20 protein-coding genes are annotated in these 24429 nt (G+C 58.8%); 11 read left to right on the forward strand and 9 right to left on the reverse strand.

Annotated features, from left to right (window positions below; translation table 11 throughout):
• Positions 1-50: 50 nt before the first annotated feature.
• Both efeO and efeB read left to right on the forward strand, forming a co-directional pair.
• Positions 51-1346 (forward strand): iron uptake system protein EfeO, encoded by a 1296-nt coding sequence (gene efeO, locus CDO73_RS04640; RefSeq protein ID WP_256972564.1) that lies wholly within the window; start codon positions 51-53, stop codon positions 1344-1346.
• Between the two features lie 31 nt (positions 1347-1377).
• Positions 1378-2691 (forward strand): iron uptake transporter deferrochelatase/peroxidase subunit, encoded by a 1314-nt coding sequence (gene efeB, locus CDO73_RS04645; protein ID WP_088487336.1) that lies wholly within the window; start codon positions 1378-1380, stop codon positions 2689-2691.
• A gap of 1073 nt (positions 2692-3764) precedes the next feature.
• Here efeB and CDO73_RS04650 read toward each other — a convergent pair.
• On the reverse strand, positions 3765-4316 hold the full coding sequence (locus CDO73_RS04650; RefSeq protein WP_088487337.1) for a guanylate kinase: 552 nt from the start codon (positions 4314-4316) through the stop codon (positions 3765-3767).
• Positions 4317-4689: 373 nt separating this feature from the next.
• On the opposite strand from CDO73_RS04650, the gene pepT reads away from it, so the two are divergent.
• The 7 genes from pepT (at position 4690) to CDO73_RS04685 (ending at position 12124) form a co-directional block, all read left to right on the forward strand.
• A complete protein-coding gene (gene pepT, locus CDO73_RS04655; protein WP_088487338.1) occupies positions 4690-5925 on the forward strand; it encodes a peptidase T in 1236 nt (411 codons plus the stop codon).
• 33 nt (positions 5926-5958) lie between these two features.
• A complete protein-coding gene (locus tag CDO73_RS04660) occupies positions 5959-6564 on the forward strand; it encodes a pentapeptide repeat-containing protein (protein WP_088487339.1) in 606 nt (201 codons plus the stop codon).
• 275 nt (positions 6565-6839) lie between these two features.
• Positions 6840-7787, forward strand: a complete 948-nt coding sequence (locus tag CDO73_RS04665; RefSeq protein WP_088487340.1) for an aldo/keto reductase — start codon at positions 6840-6842, stop codon at positions 7785-7787.
• Between the two features lie 183 nt (positions 7788-7970).
• Positions 7971-8744: a hypothetical protein gene (locus CDO73_RS04670; RefSeq protein WP_088487341.1), complete on the forward strand. Its 774-nt coding sequence runs from the start codon at positions 7971-7973 to the stop codon at positions 8742-8744.
• A 449-nt stretch (positions 8745-9193) separates the two neighbouring features.
• Positions 9194-10315, forward strand: coding sequence for a 5-methyltetrahydropteroyltriglutamate--homocysteine S-methyltransferase (locus CDO73_RS04675; RefSeq protein WP_088487342.1), 1122 nt, complete (start codon positions 9194-9196; stop codon positions 10313-10315).
• A 230-nt stretch (positions 10316-10545) separates the two neighbouring features.
• On the forward strand, positions 10546-11166 hold the full coding sequence (locus tag CDO73_RS04680) for an acetate uptake transporter (RefSeq protein ID WP_088487343.1): 621 nt from the start codon (positions 10546-10548) through the stop codon (positions 11164-11166).
• A gap of 235 nt (positions 11167-11401) precedes the next feature.
• Entirely contained in the window at positions 11402-12124 is a 723-nt protein-coding gene (locus CDO73_RS04685) for a DsbA family oxidoreductase (protein WP_088487344.1), read from the forward strand.
• Between the two features lie 123 nt (positions 12125-12247).
• Here the strand turns inward: CDO73_RS04685 and CDO73_RS04690 are convergent, their stop codons facing one another.
• The 3 genes from CDO73_RS04690 to CDO73_RS04700 form a co-directional block, all read right to left on the reverse strand.
• Positions 12248-13426: a response regulator gene (locus tag CDO73_RS04690; protein WP_088487345.1), complete on the reverse strand. Its 1179-nt coding sequence runs from the start codon at positions 13424-13426 to the stop codon at positions 12248-12250.
• A 36-nt stretch (positions 13427-13462) separates the two neighbouring features.
• Positions 13463-13837 (reverse strand): LytR/AlgR family response regulator transcription factor, encoded by a 375-nt coding sequence (locus tag CDO73_RS04695; protein ID WP_179218574.1) that lies wholly within the window; start codon positions 13835-13837, stop codon positions 13463-13465.
• A 166-nt stretch (positions 13838-14003) separates the two neighbouring features.
• Positions 14004-17072: an ATP-binding protein gene (locus CDO73_RS04700; protein WP_088487347.1), complete on the reverse strand. Its 3069-nt coding sequence runs from the start codon at positions 17070-17072 to the stop codon at positions 14004-14006.
• A gap of 100 nt (positions 17073-17172) precedes the next feature.
• Between CDO73_RS04700 and CDO73_RS04705 the strand changes: the two genes are divergently transcribed.
• Positions 17173-17757 (forward strand): TetR/AcrR family transcriptional regulator, encoded by a 585-nt coding sequence (locus CDO73_RS04705; protein WP_088487348.1) that lies wholly within the window; start codon positions 17173-17175, stop codon positions 17755-17757.
• A gap of 14 nt (positions 17758-17771) precedes the next feature.
• Here CDO73_RS04705 and CDO73_RS26675 read toward each other — a convergent pair whose 3' ends face one another.
• The 5 genes from CDO73_RS26675 to dcuS all read right to left on the reverse strand — a co-directional run bounded on the left by CDO73_RS26675 (position 17772) and on the right by dcuS (position 22048).
• Entirely contained in the window at positions 17772-17918 is a 147-nt protein-coding gene (locus tag CDO73_RS26675; protein WP_179218576.1) for a GNAT family N-acetyltransferase, read from the reverse strand.
• Between the two features lie 85 nt (positions 17919-18003).
• On the reverse strand, positions 18004-18708 hold the full coding sequence (locus CDO73_RS04710) for a hypothetical protein (RefSeq protein ID WP_088487349.1): 705 nt from the start codon (positions 18706-18708) through the stop codon (positions 18004-18006).
• 211 nt (positions 18709-18919) lie between these two features.
• On the reverse strand, positions 18920-19534 hold the full coding sequence (locus tag CDO73_RS04715) for a DinB family protein (RefSeq protein WP_088487350.1): 615 nt from the start codon (positions 19532-19534) through the stop codon (positions 18920-18922).
• Between the two features lie 149 nt (positions 19535-19683).
• Complete coding sequence (locus CDO73_RS04720; RefSeq protein ID WP_088487351.1) at positions 19684-20400, reverse strand: response regulator; 717 nt, start codon at positions 20398-20400, stop codon at positions 19684-19686.
• 4 nt (positions 20401-20404) lie between these two features.
• Positions 20405-22048 (reverse strand): DcuS/MalK family sensor histidine kinase, encoded by a 1644-nt coding sequence (dcuS, locus tag CDO73_RS04725; protein ID WP_088487352.1) that lies wholly within the window; start codon positions 22046-22048, stop codon positions 20405-20407.
• 313 nt (positions 22049-22361) lie between these two features.
• Between dcuS and CDO73_RS04730 the strand changes: the two genes are divergently transcribed.
• Positions 22362-24425 carry a YheC/YheD family protein gene (locus tag CDO73_RS04730; RefSeq protein ID WP_088487353.1) on the forward strand — a complete coding sequence of 688 codons (2064 nt, stop codon included), beginning with the start codon at positions 22362-22364 and terminating at the stop codon, positions 24423-24425.
• The last annotated feature ends 4 nt before the right edge of the window (positions 24426-24429 follow it).

The raw sequence follows: 24429 nt of genomic DNA on the forward strand, positions 1-24429 counted from the left end.
GCAGAAAGTCGAGCACGCCCAATTTAAACTCATCCACGGAGGTTGATCTTATGACTCGTTTTTCCGATATGCCGCAAACATCCGATAACCACACGCCGCCTCGCCGCAAACTGCCGTTCGCGATCCTGTCTTCTGCCGCGCTTGCCGCCATGCTCGCCTTGAGCGCCTGCGGAACCGCGGCGGACACGAAAACCACGGAAGCCGCCGGTGCGCAGACCGCGGTTGCGGAGACAGACACCACAGCTTCCGCCGACAACGCCGCTGCCGAAGAAACGCCGGCCGCAAGCGAGGCGTCTGCCGACGACGCGGCGGCAGCCGTGCGCGAAGGCGCGCAGAAGATGAAAGACGAGACGGCCAAGTTCCAAGAAGCGCTGACCGCCAAAGACGACGGCAAAGTCAAAGAACTCAGCCAATCGATCAACGACATCTGGCTGTCTTACGAGAACACCGTGCGCGATCAGTTCCCGCTGCTGTACACGGACGTCGAGAAATACGAAATGCCGATCTTCTCGGCTTCGGCTTACGACAAAATGGACTACGTTTCGCTGAACGAGAACGCCGCCAAGCTGCAAATTTCGCTGGACACCCTCATGAACGCCAAACCGACGACCGCCGCCGCTTCCGAGGTCCTTTCCCAAGCCGTCGAAGGTTACGAGAAATACGTGATCGAACAGACGGACAAATTCGTCGCGGCCACCCAAGTGTTCGCGGACGCGGTCAAAGCCGGAGACATCGAGAAAGCCAAAACGAACTATACCGTCGCCCGCGTCTACTACGAAAATATCGAACCGGTCGCGGAAAGCCTCGGCGACCTCGATCCGAAGATCGACGCGCGTCTGCCGGACGTGGAGAGCGAAGAGCAGTGGACCGGTTTCCACCGGATCGAACGCGCGCTGTGGGAAACCAAGTCGCTCGAAGGCCAAGACAAATACGCGGATCAGCTGATGACGGACGTCAAAGCGCTGCAAGAAAAGGTCAAGACGCTCAAGCTGGAACCGGAAGCGATGGTCGCGGGCGCGATGGAACTGCTGAACGAAGCGGCGACGTCGAAGATCACGGGCGAAGAAGAAACGTATTCGCATACCGACCTGGTCGATCTGGCGGCGAACGTGGAAGGCTCCAAAGCGGTCTATTTCGCGATCATTCCGGCGCTGAACGACGGACATAAAGACTTGGCCGACCAGCTCGACGCGCAGTTCCAGAAGATGGAGAACACGCTGTCGCAGTACAATAAAGACGGGCAGTACGCGCTGTACACCGATCTTACGACCGAACAAATCCGGGAACTGAGCGATCAGCTGTCCCAATTGTCGGAACTGATGTCGCAGACGGCGAAGATTCTGTAATCGGGAGAACGGCATGAAGAAGGGGCATGAGATGAAGAACGAAGAACAGGATCGGCAGCAGTCGGCGGAAAAAGGAGACGCGGCGACGGGTGGCGGCGGCAGCAAAGGGTACACCCGGCGCGAGATGCTGAAAATGTCCGCCGTCGCGGGCGGAGGCATCGCGCTCGGCGCAAGCGGTCTGGGCGCGATCATGAAGATGTTCCAATCTTCGACGCCTACAGAAGCGCAAGGCGGCGCGGCGGCGGCTTCCGAGTCTTCGATCTCGAACGAGCGGCTGGATTTCTATGGCGAGCATCAGGCGGGCATCATCACGCCGCAGCAGACTTATATGTATCTGGTCGGCTTCAAAGTGACGACCGAAGACCGGGCCGAGCTGATCGAACTGCTGCGGGATTGGACGCGTTTCTGCGATCTGAGCACGAGCGGCGCGTCGGCGGTGGAAGCGAGCGGCCGCCTGCTCCCGCCGAGCGACAGCGGCGAAAGCGTCGATCTGCCCGCCGCCAAGCTTAGCGTCACGTTCGGATTCGGTCCCTCCTTCTTCTCGCAGGGCGGTTCGGACCGCTTCGGCGCGGCCGCCCGCGCTCCGAAATACTTGAGCGATATTCCGCGAATGCCCAAAGACCGGCTCGAGGAATCGCTGCCTAGCGCCGATATCTGCGTGCAGATCTGCGCGGACGATCAGCAGGTCGCGTTCCATGCAGCGCGCAACCTGATCCGGATCGGCGCTTTTACGGCGTCGGTGCTGTGGATGGAAGAAGGATTTATCAGCTCGCCTCCGGGCAACACGCCGCGCAATCTGTTCGGCTTCAAAGACGGCACGGCGAACTCGCTGCACGACTCCGCATCCGGCTACGACGATATCGTCTGGGCGGGCCGAGAAGAACCGGGGTGGATGCAGGGCGGCAGCTATTTGGCTTACCGCAAGATCCGCATGCTGCTGGAAGTCTGGGATCGTTCCTCGCTGAAAGATCAAGAAGATACGTTCGGCCGATACAAAGCTTCTGGAGCGGCATACGGCAAAACGGGCGAATTCGATACGGTCGATCCCGCGCAGCTTCCGGCGGACTCGCATGTCGGCTTGGCGAAAAAAAGCGGGATGCAGATTCATCGCCGCGCGTATTCCTACACCGGCGGCATCGACGCCCGCACGGGCAACGTCGACGCCGGCCTGCTGTTCCTCAGCTACCAGCGCAATCCGCAGGAGCAGTTTATCCCCATGCTGCGCATAATGAGCCAGATGGACAAGCTCAACGAATACACGTCGCATATCGCCAGCGGCTTGTTCGCTTGTCCGGGCGGCTGGAAGCCGGGCGAGTATGTGGGGCAGCGGCTGCTGGAGGGGTAGGGCGGCGGGTTAAGGCGGCGGTTGCCGAGGGATAGCGTGGAACGTTAAGGCCGGTGCTGCCGAGAGGCAGCGCGGCGGGTGGAAAGCTTCGGTTTCCGAAAAAATAGGAAGGCGCACCGAGACTGCGGCTGCCGGCGGATCGGACAGGTGCCGATCACGATCTTCGAAGAAACGTCATGGCGATCTTCGGCGGCTGGCTTGCGCAAACCGCTGCAATCGATTAACGCCGAATATCCGCTTATTTCTGACGAAAACAGACCTTTTCGCGAATAAGTGCGAATATCCGCTTAAATAAACCCGATTCTTCCGAGAATCGGGTTTTTCGGCGGAATAAGCGGATAAATGGACTTATCGGCGAAATCGGTCGGAATCGGAGAAAAATAAGCGGAGGATTGCGCTTATTCAGACTGCCGAGAAAGTGACTTAGACGTAAGTCGGCTCGGCTCGGCTCGGCTCGGCTCGGCTAAAGGATCGTAGATTCGTTAGAAGCGCGAAACAAGCCTTTTTGAGATTCTAACGGATCGTAGATTCCTTAGCCGTCCGATTCGCCTCTTTTTCGGCCGAAAATCGGCCTTTTTTCATTCTAAGCGTCATCTGAATCCGTTAGAATTTTAAAACGGCTCAAAACGCGCGCTAAGCGTCATCTCGTTCCGTTAGAATCCGAACCTCCATCCGAATCGCCGCGGGCGGACTCGCTGCGGTGTTTGGATTGGCAGCGAATAGCGCAACCGGTTCGATTCGGTTTGCTTTTTGCCTATGCTTTTCCGGCTCGACGATCCTAAGCGCTGGATCGCGATTCTTGGCTCGGCCAGGCTGCAAGCGAAAGGCGGCCGCCGTAGATACGCGAACAGATGGGCAGTATGCGCAGCGAGTGGCATGCTCTGCGGGCGGCAGGTCCCGAGGGCAGCAGGCGCAGACGGCGGCATGCCCGGAGGGCGGCGCGAAGCCCTTCTCGCGCAGTCCGCCGCGGCCGGCTGCGCGTGGCGGCCCTTGCTCCGCGCCGCGCAAAGCAAAACCGAGAGGGCGGGCCGCGATGCATAAGCGGCCCGCCCTCTCGGCGGCAGTTCCCGGCGTCAGTCCAAGACGCCGAGCAGCGGGCGAAGCGCCCGCACGATCTGGCCGGCCCGTTCCAGGCCGCCCTCGCCGCTGCGCACGATCAGATCGCAGCGGTCCAGCGCGGCGATCTCTTCGTCGTAACCGGCGAGGCGCGCCGAGATCGTCGCGGCGTCGGAGCCGCGCGCCAGCAGGCGCGCTTCGCATTCGGCGCGCGAAGCCGACACGCCGAGCCGCAGGGCGCGCTCGCCGAGCAGTTCGGCGGCGACATCGGCGCCGCTCGGATCGAGGACGATCGAACGAAGACCGCCGCCGCGGGCGGTCTCTTCGATCGAAGCCAGCGAGGTCCCGTACAAGTGGCCGCGGTATTCGCTGGTCTCGAGCATTTGCCCTTCGCGCATCATCCGCTCCAGCGTCTCGCGCCGCGTAAAATGATAATCCACCCCGTCGATCTCGCCGTCGCGCGGCGCTCTCGACGTCCAAGTCACGATGCGGGGCAGCCCCAGCACCGCTTGCAGAGTCGTTTTGCCCGAAGCGCTCGGGCCTTGAAAGATCACTAACGAAATATTCATCCTGATCAACCTCCGATTGCCGGACATGGCGGCGAGCATGTAACGCTCGGCTTCCCCGGCCGTTTTTGACGTATTTCGTATTGTCGCACGTTTGCCGCCGATTCGCCATGCTTTTGCCGCACGCACCTGTTTATCCTTTCAACCGTCCGCTTTGTGTTTTCTCCTGTTCGCGCTTCCCGCCTCGCTTTTTTCGAAACCCTTTTTCATGCTAAAATGACGTCATGCGCCCGTCTTCGAGACGGCCCAAATCGAAACGCCGCCCGGTGCCGGAATCGGCGCGAGAATCGTGCGAAACGTCCTTCCCGAACGGACATCCGCCGATCCCGCCCTTTTCTCCCTCCGGAGCGGCTTCACGGAAAGAAGGAATCCATCCATGAAAAAAGAGCTGATCGAACGTCTCGACCGCTACGCCCGTTTCGATACGCAGTCTAATGAAGAAAGCGAGACCTGCCCGTCCACGCCCGGACAAATGAAGCTGGCCGAACAGCTCGTGCGCGAGCTGACGGAGATGGGCATGCAGGAAATCACGCTCGACGGCAACGGCTACGTCATGGCGACGCTGCCGGCGAACACCGACAAAACGGACGTTCCGGTGATCGGATTCCTCGCCCACCTCGACACGGCGACGGAACTCACCGGCGCGAACGTGAATCCGCAGATCGTGGACAGCTATGACGGCAGCGATCTGGTATTGAACAAAGAGCTGAACATCGTGCTATCCCCGCGCGAGTTTCCGGAACTGACCGGCTACGTCGGCCACACGCTGATTACCACCGACGGCACGACGCTGCTCGGCGCCGACGACAAAGCGGGCATGGCCGAGATCATGACCGCCATGAATTACCTGCTGGCGCATCCGGAGATCAAACACGGCAAGATCCGCGTCGCGTTTACCCCGGACGAAGAAATCGGGCGCGGCCCGCAGCGTTTCGACGTCGACGCGTTCGGCGCGAAATACGCCTACACGATGGACGGCGGCCCGCTCGGAGAGCTGGAATACGAGAGCTTTAACGCCGCGGCCGCCAAAGTCACGATCAAAGGCGTCAGCGTCCATCCGGGCACGGCCAAAGGCAAAATGATCAACGCCGCCAAGATCGCGATGGAGTTCCACCGCCGTCTGCCGGAGCAGGAGTCGCCGGAATTCACGGAAGGCTACGAAGGCTTTTTCCACCTGCTGGACATTAACGGAGGCACGGATCAGACGACGCTGTCGTACATTATCCGCGACTTCGACCGTCCGAGCTTCGAGAACCGCAAGAAACTGATGGAGACGATCGCGGCCGAATTCCGTCAGACGTACGGCGAAGAGAACGTGCTGCTCGAACTGCGCGATCAATACTACAATATGCGCGAGAAGATCGAGCCGGTGATCGAGATCGTGGATATCGCGCGCGAAGCGATGGAGAAGCTCGGCATCACCCCGGTCATCAAACCGATCCGCGGCGGTACCGACGGCTCGCAGCTCTCTTATATGGGCCTGCCGACGCCGAACATCTTCACCGGCGGCGAGAATTATCACGGCCGGTACGAATACGCGTCCGCCGACAATATGGTCAAAGCGACAGAGGTCATCCTCGAAGTCGTGCAGGCGTTCGAACGTCAAGCTTGATCGGAAAAGGGTACAAGGAAGGCGGAAGCAAGCATGTTTGAATACGAAAACCGGACCTACGAAGACGTCGATTTCGGCGGACAGGATCTGCGGGACGGCGAGCTGAATACCTGCGTTTTCGTCCGCTGCCGCTTCGCGAACGGTTCGCTGGAAGAGATCATGACGCGGGGCTGCCGGTTTACCGAATGCGATTTTCGCGGCGCTTCGATGAACGGTTCGATCCATATCCAATCGGCGTTCGAGAACTGTAAGTTCGGCGAGGCGGATCTGTTCGCGGCCAAATTCGAAGATTGCAAGATGACCGGTTCCGACTTCGCGGGTTCGCGGCTGGACGGATTTACCGTCGTGCGCGGCGATTGGTCGTACACCAATCTGCGTCATGCCCGTTTGGATCGCCAAGATCTGCGCGGAGCTCGATTCTATGAGGCCGACCTGTCCGAGACCAGCCTGCAGAAAGCCGACCTTCGCGGCGCGGACTTGACCCGCTGCCAGCTCGGCAAAGCGAAGCTGCAAGGGGCGGATCTGCGGGACGCGATACTCGACGGCGTGGATTTCAAATCGCTGGACGTCAAAAACGTGCGGATGGACCGCGAGCAGGCGGTGTTGTTCATGCGGGCCTACGGCGCGAAAGTGGACTGATCCGAAGGCCGAACGGGACCGTCGAACTTTTCGCTTCACGCAAGGATACGCTTAAGCAGTCCGACTGAACGTAACGCCGCAACGAACAGGAGAGGCCGACCGGGTCTTTCCTGTTTCGCGTACTCTTCTCGAATTTCGCTTTCCCGACTTTTTTTATCGGAAATCGAATCCAGAAGCGTTACAGCAACCGTTTTTCGGGGTACATTTTTAAGATATTGTCTCTTTTTATTCTCTATTCATTATCTATTTATCGATCCGAAAGCGAGGGTTTGACCATGACGAAAGCAGTACGCGAGAAAGTGACTTTGGGCAAAAGCGGCCTGAACATCGTTCCGGTCGGTCTCGGCACCAATGCCGTGGGCGGACATAATCTTTTCTCTAATCTGGATGAAGAAGCCGGCAAAGCCTCGGTGCGTACCGCGCTCGAGAGCGGCATCAACTTTCTGGATACGGCGTTTATCTACGGACCCGGACGTTCGGAAGAACTGATCGGGGAAGTACTGAAATCATACGGGCATCGCGACGAGATCGTGATCGCCACCAAAGGCGCACATAAGATCGTCGGCGACGGCGTCGAAATCGACAACTCCCCGGCGTTCCTGAGAGAATCGGTCGAGGCCAGCTTGAAGCGTCTCGGCACCGACTACATCGATTTGTATTACATCCATTTCCCGGACGAACATACGCCGAAAGACGAAGCCGTAGGCGAACTGGCGAAACTGAAACAGGAAGGCAAGATCCGCGCGATCGGAGTCTCCAACTTCTCGATGGAGCAGCTTCGCGAAGCGAACAAAGACGGCCATGTGGACGTGTTCCAAGGCGAATACAACTTGTTCAAACGCGGCGCGGAAGCCGAACTGCTCCCTTACGCGAAAGAGCACGGCATCTCGTTCGTGCCCTACTTCCCGCTGGCTTCCGGCCTGCTGACCGGCAAATACAAAACCGACGACAAGTTGGACGAGAGCAAGCTGAAGAACCCGATGTTCCAAGGCGAGACCTTCAAACGCAACGTGGAAAAGGTAAACCGGCTGCGCGAGATCGCGACGGCTCAAGGCGCGGACATCTCGAACGTCGTGCTCGCGTGGTACCTGACCCGAGACGCGATCGACGCGGTGATTCCGGGCGCGAAAAACGATCGTCAAGTCGCGGCCAACCTCAAGACGCTCGACGTGAATCTGACGCCGCAGCAGATCGAGCAGATCGATTTCTTGTTCCGCGATTAAACGCGGCGCCGGTATCGTTCGAATCGCGTCTACAGCGAGGACTTCGGCGATCGGCAAAATAAAATCGAGGCTTTTGTCCGCTTTCGGCGGGCAAAAGCCTTTTTGCGCGGCCTCTGTTCTTCCGATGTGTTAGAATAAACCTAAACGAAACTTCCATAAAATAACTCGGATAGGAGAATGCAGATGAAGAAGTCGATCATGCTGCTGGCTCTGCTGCTCCTTCTGCTTGCCGGATGCAGCCGCGAGGAACCTTCGAAAACGGTCAGAAACGACTTCATGGCTTGGATGGATACCTACGCCGCCGTGGAGAAAGGCGAATCGAACCGGATCGCCGTTACGCTGTTTTTCGACAAAGGCAAAGCCCCTTATGACGCGGACGATATCGTCAACGTGGCTTTTCAAGGACTGGCCGAAGAAGTCGTCGTCGATAAATTTGATGTCTCGCCAAACCAGGTATCGCCGGGCGAAAAATATGGCTCATACAGCATGATATTGGATTATACCGCTCATAAAATCGGTCAATTTCGCACGCCGGGAATTGTCGTACTGCTGGGTTCGGGCCAAAAAGTGACTTATCCGGTCGGCCAATGGACATTCGACGTGGATCAAGCGGACGCCGGCTGGGTCGATACTTGGAGTTCTCCGGCCGCTTCCTCCAACCCTGCGGAATTTCCGTACGAGTATGCGCTTAACGACCCCAAAGCCAAGATCCTGCAGATCAACTATGGACCGCACGATTACATCAAAAGCGATAAAGGCCTTCCGCTGCAAAGCAGCATCGACATGAGTTCGAAATACGACGCGCCGATCGTGTTCGTGAAATCGAAAATCCGCGGAACCATGGCCGGAAAGCCTTTCGTCGGCTACGGCAAAGGCATGTACTGCGGCGCGCTGAGCGATTCCGACGATTCCGAAGACGTCATCGAACAGTCGAAAAAGCATAACGTCGTTTACTGACAACCGCTTCTTTTCGTCTCCTTTCTATTCTCTATTCTCTATTCTCTCTCGCCTATATCTTCATCAAAGCTGCACGGCTTATGCCGTGCAGCCCGTTTGTCGAGAACGTCCTATTTGAAGCAAATCGTAAGAGCGAAGGGAGAGATTCAGTGGAGCTAAAGACTTTCGGAGAAAGTCACTTCGAAAGCATACGCTAACGAATCTCTTCCGCAGCTCTGGTTCAGATTTTGCGAATAGGATTTTCTCGACAGATTGAAGCTGCACCGCCTATGACGTGCAGCTCCCCTCCCCCACTCGATTGTCAAAACAAGATTTACAATCCCGACAAGCTCTGTTAGGATTCAAGATAACCTTGGCTTTATCGGTACACCGCGCGACAGCGTTCGGCGCGCGAAGCGGGCACGGCCGCCGTTCGGGCCGGAATTCATATCGGGATAGGAGAATGGAACATGACACAAGCTTCGAATACGGGACTTTGGCGCACGCTCGCGCCTTTTCGCGCGGATCAGGTCGGCAGTCTGCTGAGACCGGAGTCGATCAAGCAGGCGCGTCTGCAATTGGCGGCCGGGCAGATCGACGCCGCGCAGCTCAAAGCGGTCGAAGACGAAGAGATCAAACGCGCGGTCAAGCTTCAGCAGGAGACCGGCATGCAGGTCGTGACGGACGGCGAATTCCGCCGCGCTTGGTGGCATTTCGACTTCCTCGAAAATCTGGACGGCGTCGAAGGCTTCTCGCCGGAATCCGGCATCCAATTCCACGGCGTGACGACCAAAGCCCATGCGGTCAAAATCACCGGCAAGATCGACTTCACCGATCACCCGATGCTCGATCATTACCGCTATCTGCATTCCGTAGCCGGCGGCTCCGTAGCGAAGATGACCATTCCGAGCCCGAACATGCTGCAATTCCGCGGCAAGAACGAATTCCCGCTGTACGAAGATCACGAAGCGCTGCTGCATGATCTCAGCCTTGCTTACCGCAAAGCGATTCGGGCCTTCTACGATGCCGGCTGCCGCTACCTCCAGCTCGACGATACGTCGTGGGCGATCTTCTTCACGGGCAATATGCCCGAAGCGTTCCGCGCCAAAGGCTTCACGATGGAGCAGCTTCAAGAGTATTCCGTGCGTTCGATCAACGAAGCGATCAAAGACAAGCCGGAAGACATGGTCATCACGATGCATATCTGCCGCGGCAACTTCCAATCGACTTGGACGGCTTCGGGCGGTTACGACGCCGCTTCGGAAGCGATCTTCCAAGGATTGAATCTGGACGGCCTGTTCTTGGAATTCGACGACGAACGCTCCGGCTCGTTCGAACCGCTGCGCTACGTGAACCGCAGCGATCTTCAAATCGTGCTGGGTCTCGTCACTTCGAAGTTCGGCGATCTGGAGAGCAAAGACGAGATCAAACGCCGGATCGAAGAAGCGTCCCGCTACGCGAATCTCGATCAATTATGCCTCAGCCCGCAGTGCGGTTTCGCTTCGACCGAAGAAGGCAATCTGCTGACCGAACAGCAGCAGTGGGACAAACTTCGCCATGTAGTCGAAATCGCGAAAGACGTCTGGAACTAAGCAAAGATGGAGATCAAGGTGCCGACGGAAGCGCTCCGGCACCTTTTTCGCGCATATGTCTATCTTTTCAGAAACTTTTCTTCGCAAAACATGCATTTTCGTATTCATTTCGTTTTCTTTTTCGGGTACAATATGGCAGGCGAGTTCCGGATAACCGGAACGACATAGGAATATCCGGCCGGCGGATGTCCGCCATTTCACTTATACAGCTTGGAGGAATAACAAGAACCATGAACCATCCGTCCCCTACTCCCGTCAAAGTCGTGACCGCAGATCCTGGCGCGATCGGCTTGTTCGGTCTGGCCATCGTCACTCTCGTCGCTTCGTCGCAGAAGCTCGGGCTGACGGAAGGCCTCGGCTACGCCGCTTCCTGGGCCGTTTTCTTGGGCGCTTTCGCCCAACTCTTCGCCAGCATTCAGGACGCGAAACACAACAATACGTTCGGCATGACCGCTTTCGGCGCTTACGCGTTCTTCTGGTTCGCGATGGCGACCAACTGGCTGATCAAACTCGGCACGTTCGGACCCGAGCTGGCCGCGTCGATCGACGGCAAACAGCTCGGTTTCGCGTTTGCCGGATATCTCGTTTTCACGCTGTTCATGACGATCGGCGCGATGGAAACGAATAAAGTGCTGTTCTTCATCTTCTGCCTGATCGACGTGCTGTTCCTCGGTTTGTCGTTCGACGCCTTCGGCGCGCCGGAGTTCTTCCACGAACTGGCCGCTTACGCCGAGATGGGAATCGGCATCCTGTCGCTGTACGGCTGCGGCGCCAATGTGCTGAACGCGCATTTCGGCCGCGAGTTCCTGCCGATCGGCAAAGCGTTCGGCATCTTCAAGCCGCGCGCTTAAGGTAGAGCCCTTTCCCGTATGCGTCCGCCGCATCCGGTCTTCCGAATCCCGCCCGCGCCGGTCCGCGAGGCGGGATTTTCGTCGTTTCGAGACTTCGGATCGCGATACGGCAAATCATTCGGCGAAAAAGCTTGATTAACTTACTAAATGTAACTATAATAATTTTTAGTAAGTAAAATTTCAGAAGCCTATGCGTGCGAAAGTCGCGCGGCGGCGAATAAAGGAGCCTTTTCCCATGAAAATCGAAGTCTGGTCGGACTATGTCTGCCCGTTCTGTTATATCGGCAAACGCCGCTTGGAACACGCGCTCGAGCGTTTCCCGAACAAAGACCAAGTCGAAGTCGTCTACAAAAGCTTCGAGCTCGATCCCAATGCCCCGCTGCAAGCCAAAGGCGATATCCACGATCTGCTGGCCGGCAAATACGGCATGAGCCGCGAACAAGCGATGGAAGCGAACCGCAACGTGGGCGAAGCGGCCCGCGGGGTCGGCCTGAACTACGATTTCGACCGGATGCGTTACGCCAACACGTTCGACGCGCATCGTCTGGCGCATTTCGCGTCCGAAAAAGGCGTTCCGCAGGAACTGACCGAACGCTTGATGAAAGCCTACTTCACGGAAGGCGCCTTGTTGGGCGACCATGAAGAATTGGCGAAGCTGGCCGCCGAAGCGGGACTGGACCGAGAAGAAGTCCTGAACGTGCTGAAATCGGACGCTTATGCGGAGAACGTTCGCGCCGACGAAAACGAAGCGATGAATCTGGGCGTGCGCGGCGTACCGTTCTTCGTGCTGGACGGCAAATTCGCGGTATCGGGCGCGCAGCCGGATTCCGTGTTCGATCAGGCGCTGACCCGCGCTTGGGGCGAACGTTCGCCCCTTACCGTATTGGGCGACGACTCCGCGGAAGCGGACGGCTGCTCCGACGGTTCCTGCGCCGTGCCGCAGAAGCAAGCCGACTGAGCGACGTCGGTCAAATCAGAAAAAACCCCTGTTTCCGCAACGCGGGAATAGGGGTTTTTCTATACGCTTTTTCGTTTGCCGACTCTTCGGTTTCACGCAGCGCGGTTCGGGAAGCCTCGCCTTTCAGTTTTCCAACTGCTCGTATAACTCTTCCGTCTGACGCTCCGGCTCGACGCCCAAGTCTTCTTCGAGCCGTTGGCGCAGCATCTGGTAACATTCTCGCACTCCGCGCTTGTCGCCCAGTTCCGCATGGGTCCGCATCAGCAGACGGCAGATTTCTTCGTTGAACGGATCTGTCGTTTGCAGAGCCGACAAGTGCCGAATCGCTTCTTCGTGTTTGCCGTTGATTCGCTTGTCTTCGGCAAAATAGAGCGCGAGCTGCACGCACAGGCGTTTTAAGTCGGCGGCTCGCGATTTGGCCCACGCATAATCATGATGCGCCAGATAATCGCCTCTCCAGAGCGGCAGCAGTCGCTCCGCGCGGTCCGCGTCTTCGGCCGCGAGCGATGCCGCTTCGCGTTCCAGGCGCTCGGCGTCGGTCTCCGCTCCGCCTCGCAGCAGCCGGTAGCTCTCCTGCCGATACTCCAATTTCATCTGCGGCGCCCATTCGTTCAAGATCTTGCGCAGCCGGTACACGGACGTATGCAGATGCGTGGCCGCTTTCTCGGGAGAAACGTTGGGCCAGATCCATTCGATCAGCTCGTCTCGGCGTACCCATTGTTCGCGCCCGTGCAGCAGATAGGCGAACAGCTCCTGAATCTTGGCGGTCCGCCATTTGATCGGATAAGCTTGGCCGGAAGCCGAATCGGCCAGTTCCAAACGTCCGAACGTCAAGATGTCCGGACCCTTCTCGGCATCCCGAGGCGACGAATCCGCCGGCGCGGAAGGCGCATTCGTTTTTTCCGCGGCCGGCGGTTCTCGGTCTTCTTCCACGGTCTGCCCGGTTCCTTGCGGGACCAGCCGATCGATCGCCTTGCGCAAGCGCGGAGCTCCGATCGGCTTCAGCAGATAATCGATCGCTTGCAGCTCGAACGCTTCGACCGCGTATTCGGAATACGCGGTCACGAACACGATCGCAATGCGGGAATAGGCCTGCTGGATATGCTCGGCCGCTTCAAGACCGTTCATCTCCGGCATGCCGATATCCAGAAAAACGACGTCGATCGGCTCCCGCGCCAATCGTTCGAGCCCTTCGCGCGCCGACATGCAGAGCGCCGCAGGTTCGATTCTTCCGTCTGCCCGAAGCAGTCGTTCCAGATGCATCAAGGCCGGCTGTTCGTCATCGATGAGCATTGCCCGCATCCTGCTTTTCCTCCGATTCCGTATGATTTTCGTTATCTATTGCCGCAAGCTTCCGCCGAAACGCCGGAGCCGACTTACGGTCCGCTCCAGCCGTTCCCGCGACAGCGGTTTGATCAAATAATCGAACGCTTGCTGTTCAAAAGCTTCGATGGCGTATTCCCGGCTTCCCGTCACGTAAACGACACGCAGTCCGGGAAGCTCGAGACGCAGTTTATCGCAGAACGAAAGGCCCGACATCGCTCCGAATCTCGTTTCCACGAAAAGAGCATCCGGACCGAGACGCCTGATTTCCGAAAGGCCCAGAGACGGATCGGAGGAGCAGCCGACCAAGTCGAGATCCGCATAATCCGTCAACATTCCGGCCGTTACCGTACAAGCGTCTTCGTCGCCGTCCAAGATATAGATCCGCACATGTCTCATCCCTTTCCCGGGCAATACGGACGCTTCGTCCGATTCCTCCAGCATAGCGGATCAAGCTGAACAATTTCTGAACAAGCAAATCTTCGGCCTGATCGCACGACCGGTTACAGAAAAACGTCGGCCGGCGAAACGAACCGATCCCGCAGAGAAGACGACATCAGAGCGAAAGGCTCTTGGGCAGATCGAATCCGATCGTCGTGCCTTGTTCGCCGCCTTCTTCCAGCCGAAGCGCCGCGCCGTGCAGCGCCGATAGACGCCGATGAATATTGCGCAGCCCTACCCCGCCTTCGCGCCCGGCCATGATCTCGCGGAATCGCTCGGGACGAAGCCCGACCCCGTTGTCCCACACGCTCACCGACACCGAAGAACCGTTATCCCGAACCGACAGGCGCACGATGCCCCCGCTCGATCGCTGCATCACCCCGTGCCTTACGGCGTTCTCGACCAGCGGTTGGATGCACAGCGGAGGAACCCGCACGCCGACCAAGTCGTCCGCCTCGTATTCGAACGTCAACCGTTCGCCGAATCGGGCCTGTTCCAACGCGATATACGAACCGACCAGCTCCAATTCTTTGTGCAGCGGCACCAGGCGGTCCCGATTGCTGAAATCGAAGCTGCCGCGCAGATAATGGCTCAGCTCGATCAACAGTTCGGTGGCGCGATCCGGATCGACCGGACAGGTCGCGATAATGACGTTCAACGCGTTGTACAGAAAATGCGGCTTGATCTGCGCTTGCAAAAAGGCCATCTCCGCGCTGACCGCTTCTTCGGCGGCCCGGCGCATGCCGATGAGCGTGCGGACCCGCGCCCGCAGTTCGCCGGCATCCACCGGCTTGCCGAGAAAGTCGCTCGCCCCGGCATCGAACCCGGCCCGAATGTCTTCGGGCAGACTCCGGGCCGTCAAGAGCAGGATCGGCAGCTCGGCCAGCGAACGCCGTTCGCGCAGGCGTCTGCACAGTTCCAGCCCGGACATGCCCGGCATCATCCAGTCGGTGACGACCAATTCGATGCCCGGCGTCCGGTCGAGCAGGTTCAGCGCTTCTTCTCCGCCTTCCGCGGCCCAAGTCTCATAGCCTGCCGTCGCCAGCAGGTTATGCAGCACGCGGCGGTTGACCGGGTCGTCGTCGACGATCAGCACGCGGCCCGCTTCGCCGGCAGGCGGATCAAGCCCTTCCGTCGGCTCGGAACCGGCAGGTTCCGCGCGCCGGCCTTCGGGAACGCCTGCCTGCTCCATCAGACGAAGCAGACGAGCCTCGCTTTGCCCCGCTTGTTCGGAAGACACCGGCAGCGTGAAGAAGAAACTCGTGCCGGTGCCCGGCTCGGATTCCAACCAGATACGCCCGCCGCCCAATTCGACCAATTCCCGGGTGATGCTGAGTCCGAGACCGTTGCCCGCCATGCCTTCCGGCGTGTCCAACCGTTCGAAGCGCCGGAAAATGTCCGGCCAACGCTCGCGTTCGATGCCGATGCCGGTATCCGATATTTCGACCGTTACCCAATCGCCGGACGCCGTCCCCCGAACCCGAATCTCGCCTTTTTCCGTATACTTGACCGAATTGCCGAGCAGGTTGTAGAGAATTTGCCGCAGCCGGTCTTCGTCCATCGTGACGTTGGGCAGGTCTTCCGGCCATTCCCGGACGATCCGAATCGGTTTGCCGACCAGCGCATACTCGATGACCTCGACCACCGACTGCACGACCGACGAGAGCACCAGAGGGCGCACGGACAAACGAAGCCGTCCTTCTTTCAGCTTGGCGAAGTCCAAGATATCGTCGACAAGCAGCGATAAACGCTGGCCCGTCGTCATGATCATCGCCAGATTCTCCTGCTGCTTCGACGAAGCCGGTCCGGCCGCCCCTTCCAACATCGAACGGGCGATATTGATGATGCCGTGCAGCGGCGTGCGCAATTCGTGCGACGTGTTCGCCATAAACTCGTCTTTTAGCCCGTCCAGCGTCAGCAGGCGATCCGACAACCGTTCGACGTCCGCGAACGCGCGTACGAAGCGGCGAATGATCAGAACGGTCTGCGCCAGCACGAACAATACCAATTCGTAGATCACCAACCAGCGCGTATCGAATCCGACGGCCAGATCCGCCAGGCTGAGCAGAATGAACATCGTGATGCTCATCAAGCCGATGGTGACCAGATCCAAGTCTTCGGGCTTTTTGCGAATCCAACGAACCGTGACGGCCGTCGTATAGACGACGCTGATCAAACCGACGCCCAGAATGACGTATTCCATGCGGGAGAAGACTTCCATCGGCAGCGCAAGCGCCGCCAGCGCTCCGGCCGCCGCCAATACGGCGTACCCGCGCATCATATAGCGATGGATCGAACCTTTCATCAACTCGTTCATGTACGCGATCAGCATCAGATAGATCAGATTGGCCGAGACCGCTTGGAGCTTCATGACCGCATAATAAGGCAGATCCGGCAGGAAAAATCCGATCAATTTCTCGCCGTGGGTCAGAATGTACAGCGCGCCCAACATGCTGAACAGCCCGAGGTAGAGCTGCGGAAGTTCTCTTTTGTGCAGGACGTACAGCAGCAGGAACAGCAGACCCGGCAGGAAAAATCCGAAAAAGGCGGCAAAATCCCGAGCCCAATCGGTCTGCTTGTCGCGCAGGATCACGTTCTCCGGGCCGATCGAAATCGAATCGACGATTCCGCCGGACGCATAACTGTAATTCGCGACTTGAACGATCAGCTCGACCGCGGAACCGCTCAGATGCGAGATGCCGATATAAGGCAGGTTCGTTTGCGTGCCGGACTCCCGGTTCGGCGCAGGCACGCCGCTCGCGCCGATCTCTTCGCCGTTCAAATAAGCGCGGCTGGCCATGCGCGCATTGTTGATCTTCACGCCGTAATCTTCGTCCGCTTTGCGGCCCAAATCGACGATCAGCCGATACGTTCCCGCTCCGAGCGGGCCCTCGGGCATGGCGGAATTCCAAGCCCCCGGTACTTCGAGCGTTTCTCTGCCGGACGGCGCGGCCCGATCCGGCGCGAAATCTTCCGGCCCCAACAGCACGCCGGGATAGAATTCCCATTTGCCCGCCAGTTCCGCCGCTCCGCGTTCATCGTAGTCCCAACCGCTCAAGTCGATCCGCCCGTCCGCCGCCTTCGGCAGATCGCGCTGCGAGACGAGCATGTCGGCTGCGACCGCGGCGGGCACGCCCAGAATCAGGATCAGACCGAACGTCAAGATCAGCCATTTTTTTATCATGGTTCATTCCTTCTTTATCTATAAAAATTGCACAGCGGCGACCGACCTGCTACGCTGGATGCACGTTTACGGATGACGGACAGAATAAGGAGGGGCGTCATTGAAAGAAAATCCGAGAAAACAGCAAATCGTCGACGCCGCTTCGCGCGCGATCGCGCAAAAAGGGTACGCGGACGCCTCGATCAAAGACATCGCCGCCGAAGCCGGCCTGCCCGCTCCCGGTTTGATCCATTACTATTTCAAGACCAAAGAAGACATTCTGCGCGAAGTCGTGCGCCGCAGCCGTCGGCTGTACGAAGCGCATTTCGGCGCCATGTTCGCGGAAGGGACATCCGATCCGTCCGGCGAAACCGAAACGGTGGCGCCCGACCGGAGCGAACCCGAAAAGCACGAGCCCGAATGGTACAAACTGCGCTATGAGCTGTTCGCTCAAGGACTGCGGAATCCGGAACTGTCCGGCGACGTCGCCGAACTGCTCCGCATCGGGCGCGAAGGCATCTCGAACGTGCTCGGCGGCACGCTCGACGGCCTGGACGACGAAGAAAACGAAGCGCTCTCCGCCGTTCTGCTCGCCTGCTTCGACGGGTTGGCTCTTCAGAAGCTGCTTCAGCCCGAACTCGATCTCGAGAGGGCTTACGCGCTGCTGGAATCTCTGATTATCGGGCAGTTCCCGGCTTCGGAATAAGGGCAGCTTGTCCGTTACGAGAAACGCGCATCCAGAATCCGGCCCGTTTCGACGAAACCGACTTTGCGGTATACGCCGTTGGAGTCGGGGTTCTGTTTATCCGCGTACAGCATCGGCGTCAATCCTTCGCGCAGCAGCTTGGCGCAAAGCTCGGCGACCAATCACCTTTCAACTCTTGATCAGAGGTTTACGTTTTCCTGAAACGCACATGTTTCTAGTGCGTTTCAGGGGAGCGTAACCTTACCTTTAGTGTTGATAAGGTAAAAAAGCGCTGGCGTAGCCCCGCTTGCGGCACTCCGACGGCGTATACACTTCGTTCATTCGGCGATGCCGTTTCGAAGCGGAAGCGAGCTGCGCCATCGCGGACGGAACGCCGTCGACTTCCCAGAAGTAGACGTTGCCCGATACGGCCATCTCCGCCGCGCTCTCCGCGAAATGCTCGGCGGCGCGTTCTTCGCCGAACGCGTCGCGAACGAATCCCGACAGAAATTCCGCGATTCGGGGCGCGTCTTCCGAACCGGTCGGGCGCGCCCGTCCCGGTACGCCGGACGGCGCCCTAACGTTCTCGCACGCATACGCGACCAACTCCATATGTTCTCCCCACTCCGAGCCGCCGCGCTCGGCGTACGCAGCCGCGAAGACTCGCACGTCTTCCGGATCGCCGCTGATTCCTCTCAAACGGATCTGCCGCCGGTCCAACTCGTCCGACAAGGCGTCGATCCGTTCTCGGCGCTCTTCCGGTTCCAGCGCCGAATCGAACCACATCCAACCGTTCCGATCCGGCATCCAAGTCAAAGCCGCGCTTCCGTCCGCCGCTTTCAAGCGCAGCGCCTCCGGTATGTATCGATGCAGCTGCATCAGATTGCAGCGCACCTCGTCCTGCCTGAACGGACGACTGTCCAGCACTTCGTCGTCGCTGCCGAATTCCGTCCATTCGACGCGTTCTCCCATTCTCTTCTCCTCCTTGTGCCGATTCGTCATTCGTCGGGCCATAAACAAAAAGCTCCGTCCGGGTAAGGACGAAGCACCATATCGCGCCGGCCCCCGCCCTGCGGACGGATGGAAATTGCCGACATTGTATCATCAGGGGCAAAAGCCGTCAACGAAGCGGCGGAAATCGGCCGCTTCGCCGTACATAACGACCGACGGCGCGTTAAGCGGATTACCGAGCCGTCGCAGGTCCGGCTTCCAGCCAAGCGAGAAGCCGGGCTTCTTGCAGACGGTGATGCCGGTAATGCATCTCCGTCAAGCGCAGCCATTCTGCGGCGGTCAATCCGCCCAGGCGAGGATGCAAAGCCGTTCGCTGCGAAGCCGAACGCGCGGCTTCCGGTTCCAGTTCCCGCAGCGCTTCGAGCACTTCTTCGAGCGCGGCCCGGATCTGCGCTTTGCTGCCGGGTTGAAGCGGCGTGTACTGCGGCGAAGCCGGAACTTTGACCGGATCGGGCGGGAAGCTGCCGGCACGGAACGTCGCTTCGCCGGCTTCGGTCTTGCCTGTCGGCGAGTCTTCCTCCGACGGAGCGGGAGCCGGCTCGGACGCCGTATCCGCGTCCGCCAAGCTTCTGCGCGCGTTCTCGAACTGCATGCGCAGAGCGGCTTGAGCCAAGTGCAGCAGCATTTGCCCGAGCGACCATTCGTCGTCCGCAGGCTGACGCCGCAGCTGTTCCAAGCTTAGAGCCTCCATTTGCTCCAGATAATGAGCCGTCGATCGTTCGACGCTTTGCAGGATAGGGCCGCCTTGCGAATCGGAATCCAGGTGTTCGGGTCGGTTCGAAGTCATGGGGATCTCGTCTCCTTGTCGTATCGGATAATCCTATTCTAGACGAACGCTCCTGACAGCTTATTGTCAGGAGCGTTCGAAAGAAGCGTCTTTTATTTTTGTACGTCTACAGCAGCAGGCCGACGGCATCCGTCAGCGGATGCGGATCGTTACAGATACGCTTCGATCAGCGACCGTCCGTTCGGCAGAACGCGGTATCGCTGCACGGGACGGCCGATCGTGCCGTAAATCTGATCCATTTCCAGCACGTTCATGTCCGCGAGGCCGGCGAGGTATTTGCCGGCCGAGACGCGCGAGATGCCGGTCGCGGCGGAAATCTCCTCGCCGGAGAACGAATCGCCCGGAACCGATTCGATCGCCTGCCAGACGGCGCGCAGCGTATGCTTGGTGAATCCTTTGGGCAGCGGAGCGCCCGTCAGGCGAGCCGGCGCGTCCGACGCGCGGCCGGTCAGCGCGTCGAGTTCGGCCTGATCGAGGCTGGAACGATCGCGCAGCAGGCGATTGCGCTCGCGGTAAGCGCCGAGCGCGTCTTTGAACCGGCCGAATTCGAAAGGCTTGATCAGATAGTCCACGACGCCGTTTTGCAGCGCGCGCTGAATGCTGCTCTTGTCGCTGGCGGCCGAGATGACGATGACGTCGACCGGAAGATCGCGCCGGCGAATCTCGGCCAGCAGCTCCAATCCGTTGTCTTCTTTCATGTACAAATCCAGCAGGATCAAGCCGAACGGCTCTTGATCCAACCGTTCCAGCGCCTCCTGCGGCGAACGCGCCCAGCCTCCGCAGACAAAGCCTTCGACCTGTTCGAGATAGAAGCGGTTCATCTCCGCGACCATCGGATCGTCTTCGACGATCAACACCTTAATCATCCGCTCAATCCACTCCGTTCTTCGTAGGATAAGGCAGTTCTACCCGAAACCGCGTACCTTCGCCCGGCTCGCTGCGGAAAGTCACCGTGCCGCCGAGCCGATTCGCGCTGCGGCGCACCAGATACAGCCCGACTCCCCGGTTCGTCCCTTTGGTCGAACTTCCCTGATCGTACAGCGATTCCGCGACTTCCGAAGCGATGCCGATCCCGTTATCTTGCACTTCGATCTCCAACCAGCCTTCCGCGTAATCGAAACCGATCTCGATCGCTTTGGCTTGACCTTCCGCTCTCGGAGCTTCCATCGCGTTTTGCAGCAGATTGCCGACGATCGTCACCAATTCGCGCGAGACCGCCGGTTCCCGCGCTTCGGGCAGCATCCCGTCTTCGCGTACCCGCAGACTGATACGCGCTTCCCGCATCAGACTGAGTTTGCCCAGCAGGAAGCCCGCGATGACCGGGTCTTTGACCTGTGTCACGACCGCTCCCGCTTCGATCTGAAGACTCGGCACGGCTTCTTTCAGATATTCTTCCAATCGGTCGTAGCGCTTCATATGGGTCAAGCCCATGATGATATGCAGTTTGTTCATGAACTCGTGCGTCTGCGCGCGCAGCGCGTCCGCATACAAAGAAATGCCGGATAGGCGCTCCATCAACATCGCGATCTCCGTCTTGTCGCGGAAGGTGGCGAAGGCGCCTTCGACGCGCCCGTCGATAACGACGGGAACCGCATTGACCAGCAGGGCGGTTCCGCCGCGCTCCACTTCCAGATCATGCACCGGTTCGCCGCTCTCCAGTACGCGATCCATCCGCAGCAGCGACAGGAAATCTTCTTCCCGTTCGCCGGCATACGGCGCGTCCTTAGCGTCGAGATCGGACTCCGAAGAGGCGAGTTCGTCGCCGATGCCGATCAGACGGCGGGCTTCGGCGTTGATCAGCGTGACGCGCTGCTGTTTATCTACGGCCATAATCCCTTCTTTGGCCGATTGAAGCATCGCGCTCCGTTCTTCCAGCAGCCGGGCGATCTCTTCCGGTTCCATGCCGAACATCACGCGTTTGAGTTTGCGTCCCAGCAGCACCGCTCCGCAAATTCCGAGCAATCCGCCGAGCAGGATTCCCGCGTACAGCATCCACATGTTTTGTCCGACCGCCGCATGGACGCTGTCGAGCGACAAGCCGACCGCCACCGCGCCGATCTGCCGGCCGTCTTTTCCATAAATAGGCGCAAAAGCCCGTACGGAGCGTCCCAACGAACCGCTCGCTTCCGAGATCGTTTCTCGTCCGTGCAGCGCCGGTTCTTCGTCTCCGCCGGAGAAATGCTCGCCGATCCGCTCCGGATTGGGATGCGACAACCGAATGCCGTTCATATCGATCACGACCACGAACTGAATGCCGTTCGTGGTTCGTACCTGTTCCGCGTATTCTTGCACCGCTTCGCGCTTTCCGCCGGGAGACAAAGCTTCCTGCACGGTCGGCGCATGCGACACCGTGCGCGCGATTCCGACCGCCTGCTGCTCCAATCCTTCCCGCGTATGACGGGAAATCTCCAGACTGATCATCGCGTACAAAGCCGATAAAGCCAGCGCCACGACCGCCAGCACCATCAAGGTAGTCGTCGTTTGAAAGCGTACTCGATACCGACCGATTTTCATCCGTCCGCCTCCTTGCGTCCCTCCGAATCATGAGGCATTATAACCGATTCCCGAGCGGAGCGCGATGAACAAGCCCACAGTCGCGGGTCTGCCGGAACGTTCGAAGAGCCCTTCCCGATCCGCTAGAAAGAGATTCGCCTCTATATCCAAGATAGTTGCACGAATAATGTCGATAAAATGAACCTTTTTAAAATCGAAAGGTCAAAATCATTCAGATAAAACCTTCCTTCAACCGATATATACTTCAAATTTGATCGGATGCCGGTCAAAAGTCCCGCTTTTCTATTCAATCGAACAGGAGGAACGCCCGTCTATGTTACTCGGTGTGTATCATCGGACAAACCCGTTCGAAGCTATCGGCCCCGAGCGGATCGCCGCCATACAGGACGAAGCCGCGCGCCAAAACGTCTCGCTTTGCTTTTTCGGCGTCGAAGACATCAACCCCGAACGCCGAACGATCACAGCGCTCCATCCGCACGGCGATCAATTCCATTTGCGCGAAACGCCGTATCCGGACATCGTGCTGAACGAGTACCCGGAACTTGCGGCCAAACGTCCCGAAGCAGAAAAAGCGCTGCGCGCGGCGGTGCCGTTCGCGGTGCATTTGATCGGCGACAAAGCGAGCGTATACGACAGTCTGCGTTCGGAGTTCGCGGAGATTCTGCTGCCGACGGAGAGGCTGGACGAGCCTGAGCGCGTGCTGGACATGCTCGAATCGCACGACGATCTCGTGCTCAAACCGACGGACGGACGGCGAGGCGACGGGCTGATCCGTATCCGGCCCGCAACCGGCGGTTATCGGATCGAAGAAAGCAAAGGGATGACGCGGGTCATGAAGCGGCAAGAGATGCTGAAATACGTCAGAACGCGGATCGCCAAAAAAAATCATCTCGTTCAAGCGTATCGACCGACGCTGATCGGACAGGATCAACCGCTCGATTACCGCGTGCATGTGCAGCGCGACGAACACGGCGAATTCCGCGTCACCCGCCTTTATCCGCGCGTCGGACGTCCGGGATCGTTCGTCAGCAATCTGAGCGCGGAAAGCGACAGCCCCGACCTCGAAGCCACGCTGCGCGAAGTACACGGCGATCAAGCCCCCGCCATGCGCAAAAAGCTGGAACAAACCGCTCTCGCATTGGCCGAAGCGGTCAACCGGCCTTATCCGTTTCTTTGCAACGAACTGGGGATCGATCTGCTGCTCGACCGTCAAGGCCGACTGCATTTTCTGGAAGCGAACACGTCGCCGGAAACCCGCGACCACGAAATCCTTCGCGCCGTACGCTTGATCGACTTTTGCCGCCATATGCACGATGTGCGGACCGCGCGTATCCGCACGCGCCGCGCGATCGGAATGCTGGTCTCCGAACGGGACGAAGAATTCCGGCTGCACGACGCGATGGCTTTCGCCAGCGCCGCGCACGAGAGCGACTTTTTCTGTTTCCGCCCGGCCGATGCCGCGTTTCCTTCCCCGCTGCTCAAAGCCATGGTATTCAGCGCCGGCAAATGGGTCTCTCAATATCGCCGCCTGCCGGACGTCGTGTACGACCGATTGAAAGAAAGAGGGCTGCGCCGTTCGGAGAGCGCTTATCTTCGGCTCGAAGGCATTCCGACCACCCATACGCGTCCGGCAGGCAGTTTCAACAAAGTCAAAGCTTACGAAATGCTCGAAGGAGATCCCGAGGTCGCGCCGCATCTGATTCCCTACGCCGCGCTCGATTCCGCGCAAACCGCTCTGGAATTCGTCGATCGCCACGGACAAACCGTGATCAAGCCGAGCGGCGGAACCAAAGGTTCGGCGATCATCGTCGTACGCCGCGAAGGCGATCTGTACCGGGTGGACGATCCGCTGTACAACCATCTGCTGACGCTCGAACAGATGACCGCGCTGATGGACGGCCTGGCTTCGGCCAAAGACATGGTGCTCCAAAAGTTTATCGACAGCGTAAGTCCGGAAGGTCTGCCGTTTCATATCCGCGTCCATCTGATCCGCGACGATCAAGGCGAATTCCGGATCATCGGGTACATGCCGTACATCTCCACGCAGCAGCGCCACAAAGTCGTCAATCACCATACGAATCTGCGCGCGTTTACCCAATGGCATTGGTTCCTGCCTTACCAGTTCCCGGGTCAGGAAGACGAGATGCAGCGGCGAATCGACCATGTCGCCTATGCGACGGCGCACCGGATCGACGACTGTCTGGAAGATCGGCTGTGGGAGATCGGACTCGATCTGGGCATCGAACAAGACGGATCGATCTGGCTTTACGAGGCGAATATGAACAAAGTCGGCGTCGTCAGCCGGGAACTCGAAGCCGCCAAGCTGCTTGTCCCTTCATGCCTCACGTTAATGAATGCTTCGCAAACTAACCTCTAGGAGC

The organism is Saccharibacillus sp. O23 (genome assembly GCF_002205895.1).
GTDB lineage: Bacteria > Bacillota > Bacilli > Paenibacillales > Paenibacillaceae > Saccharibacillus.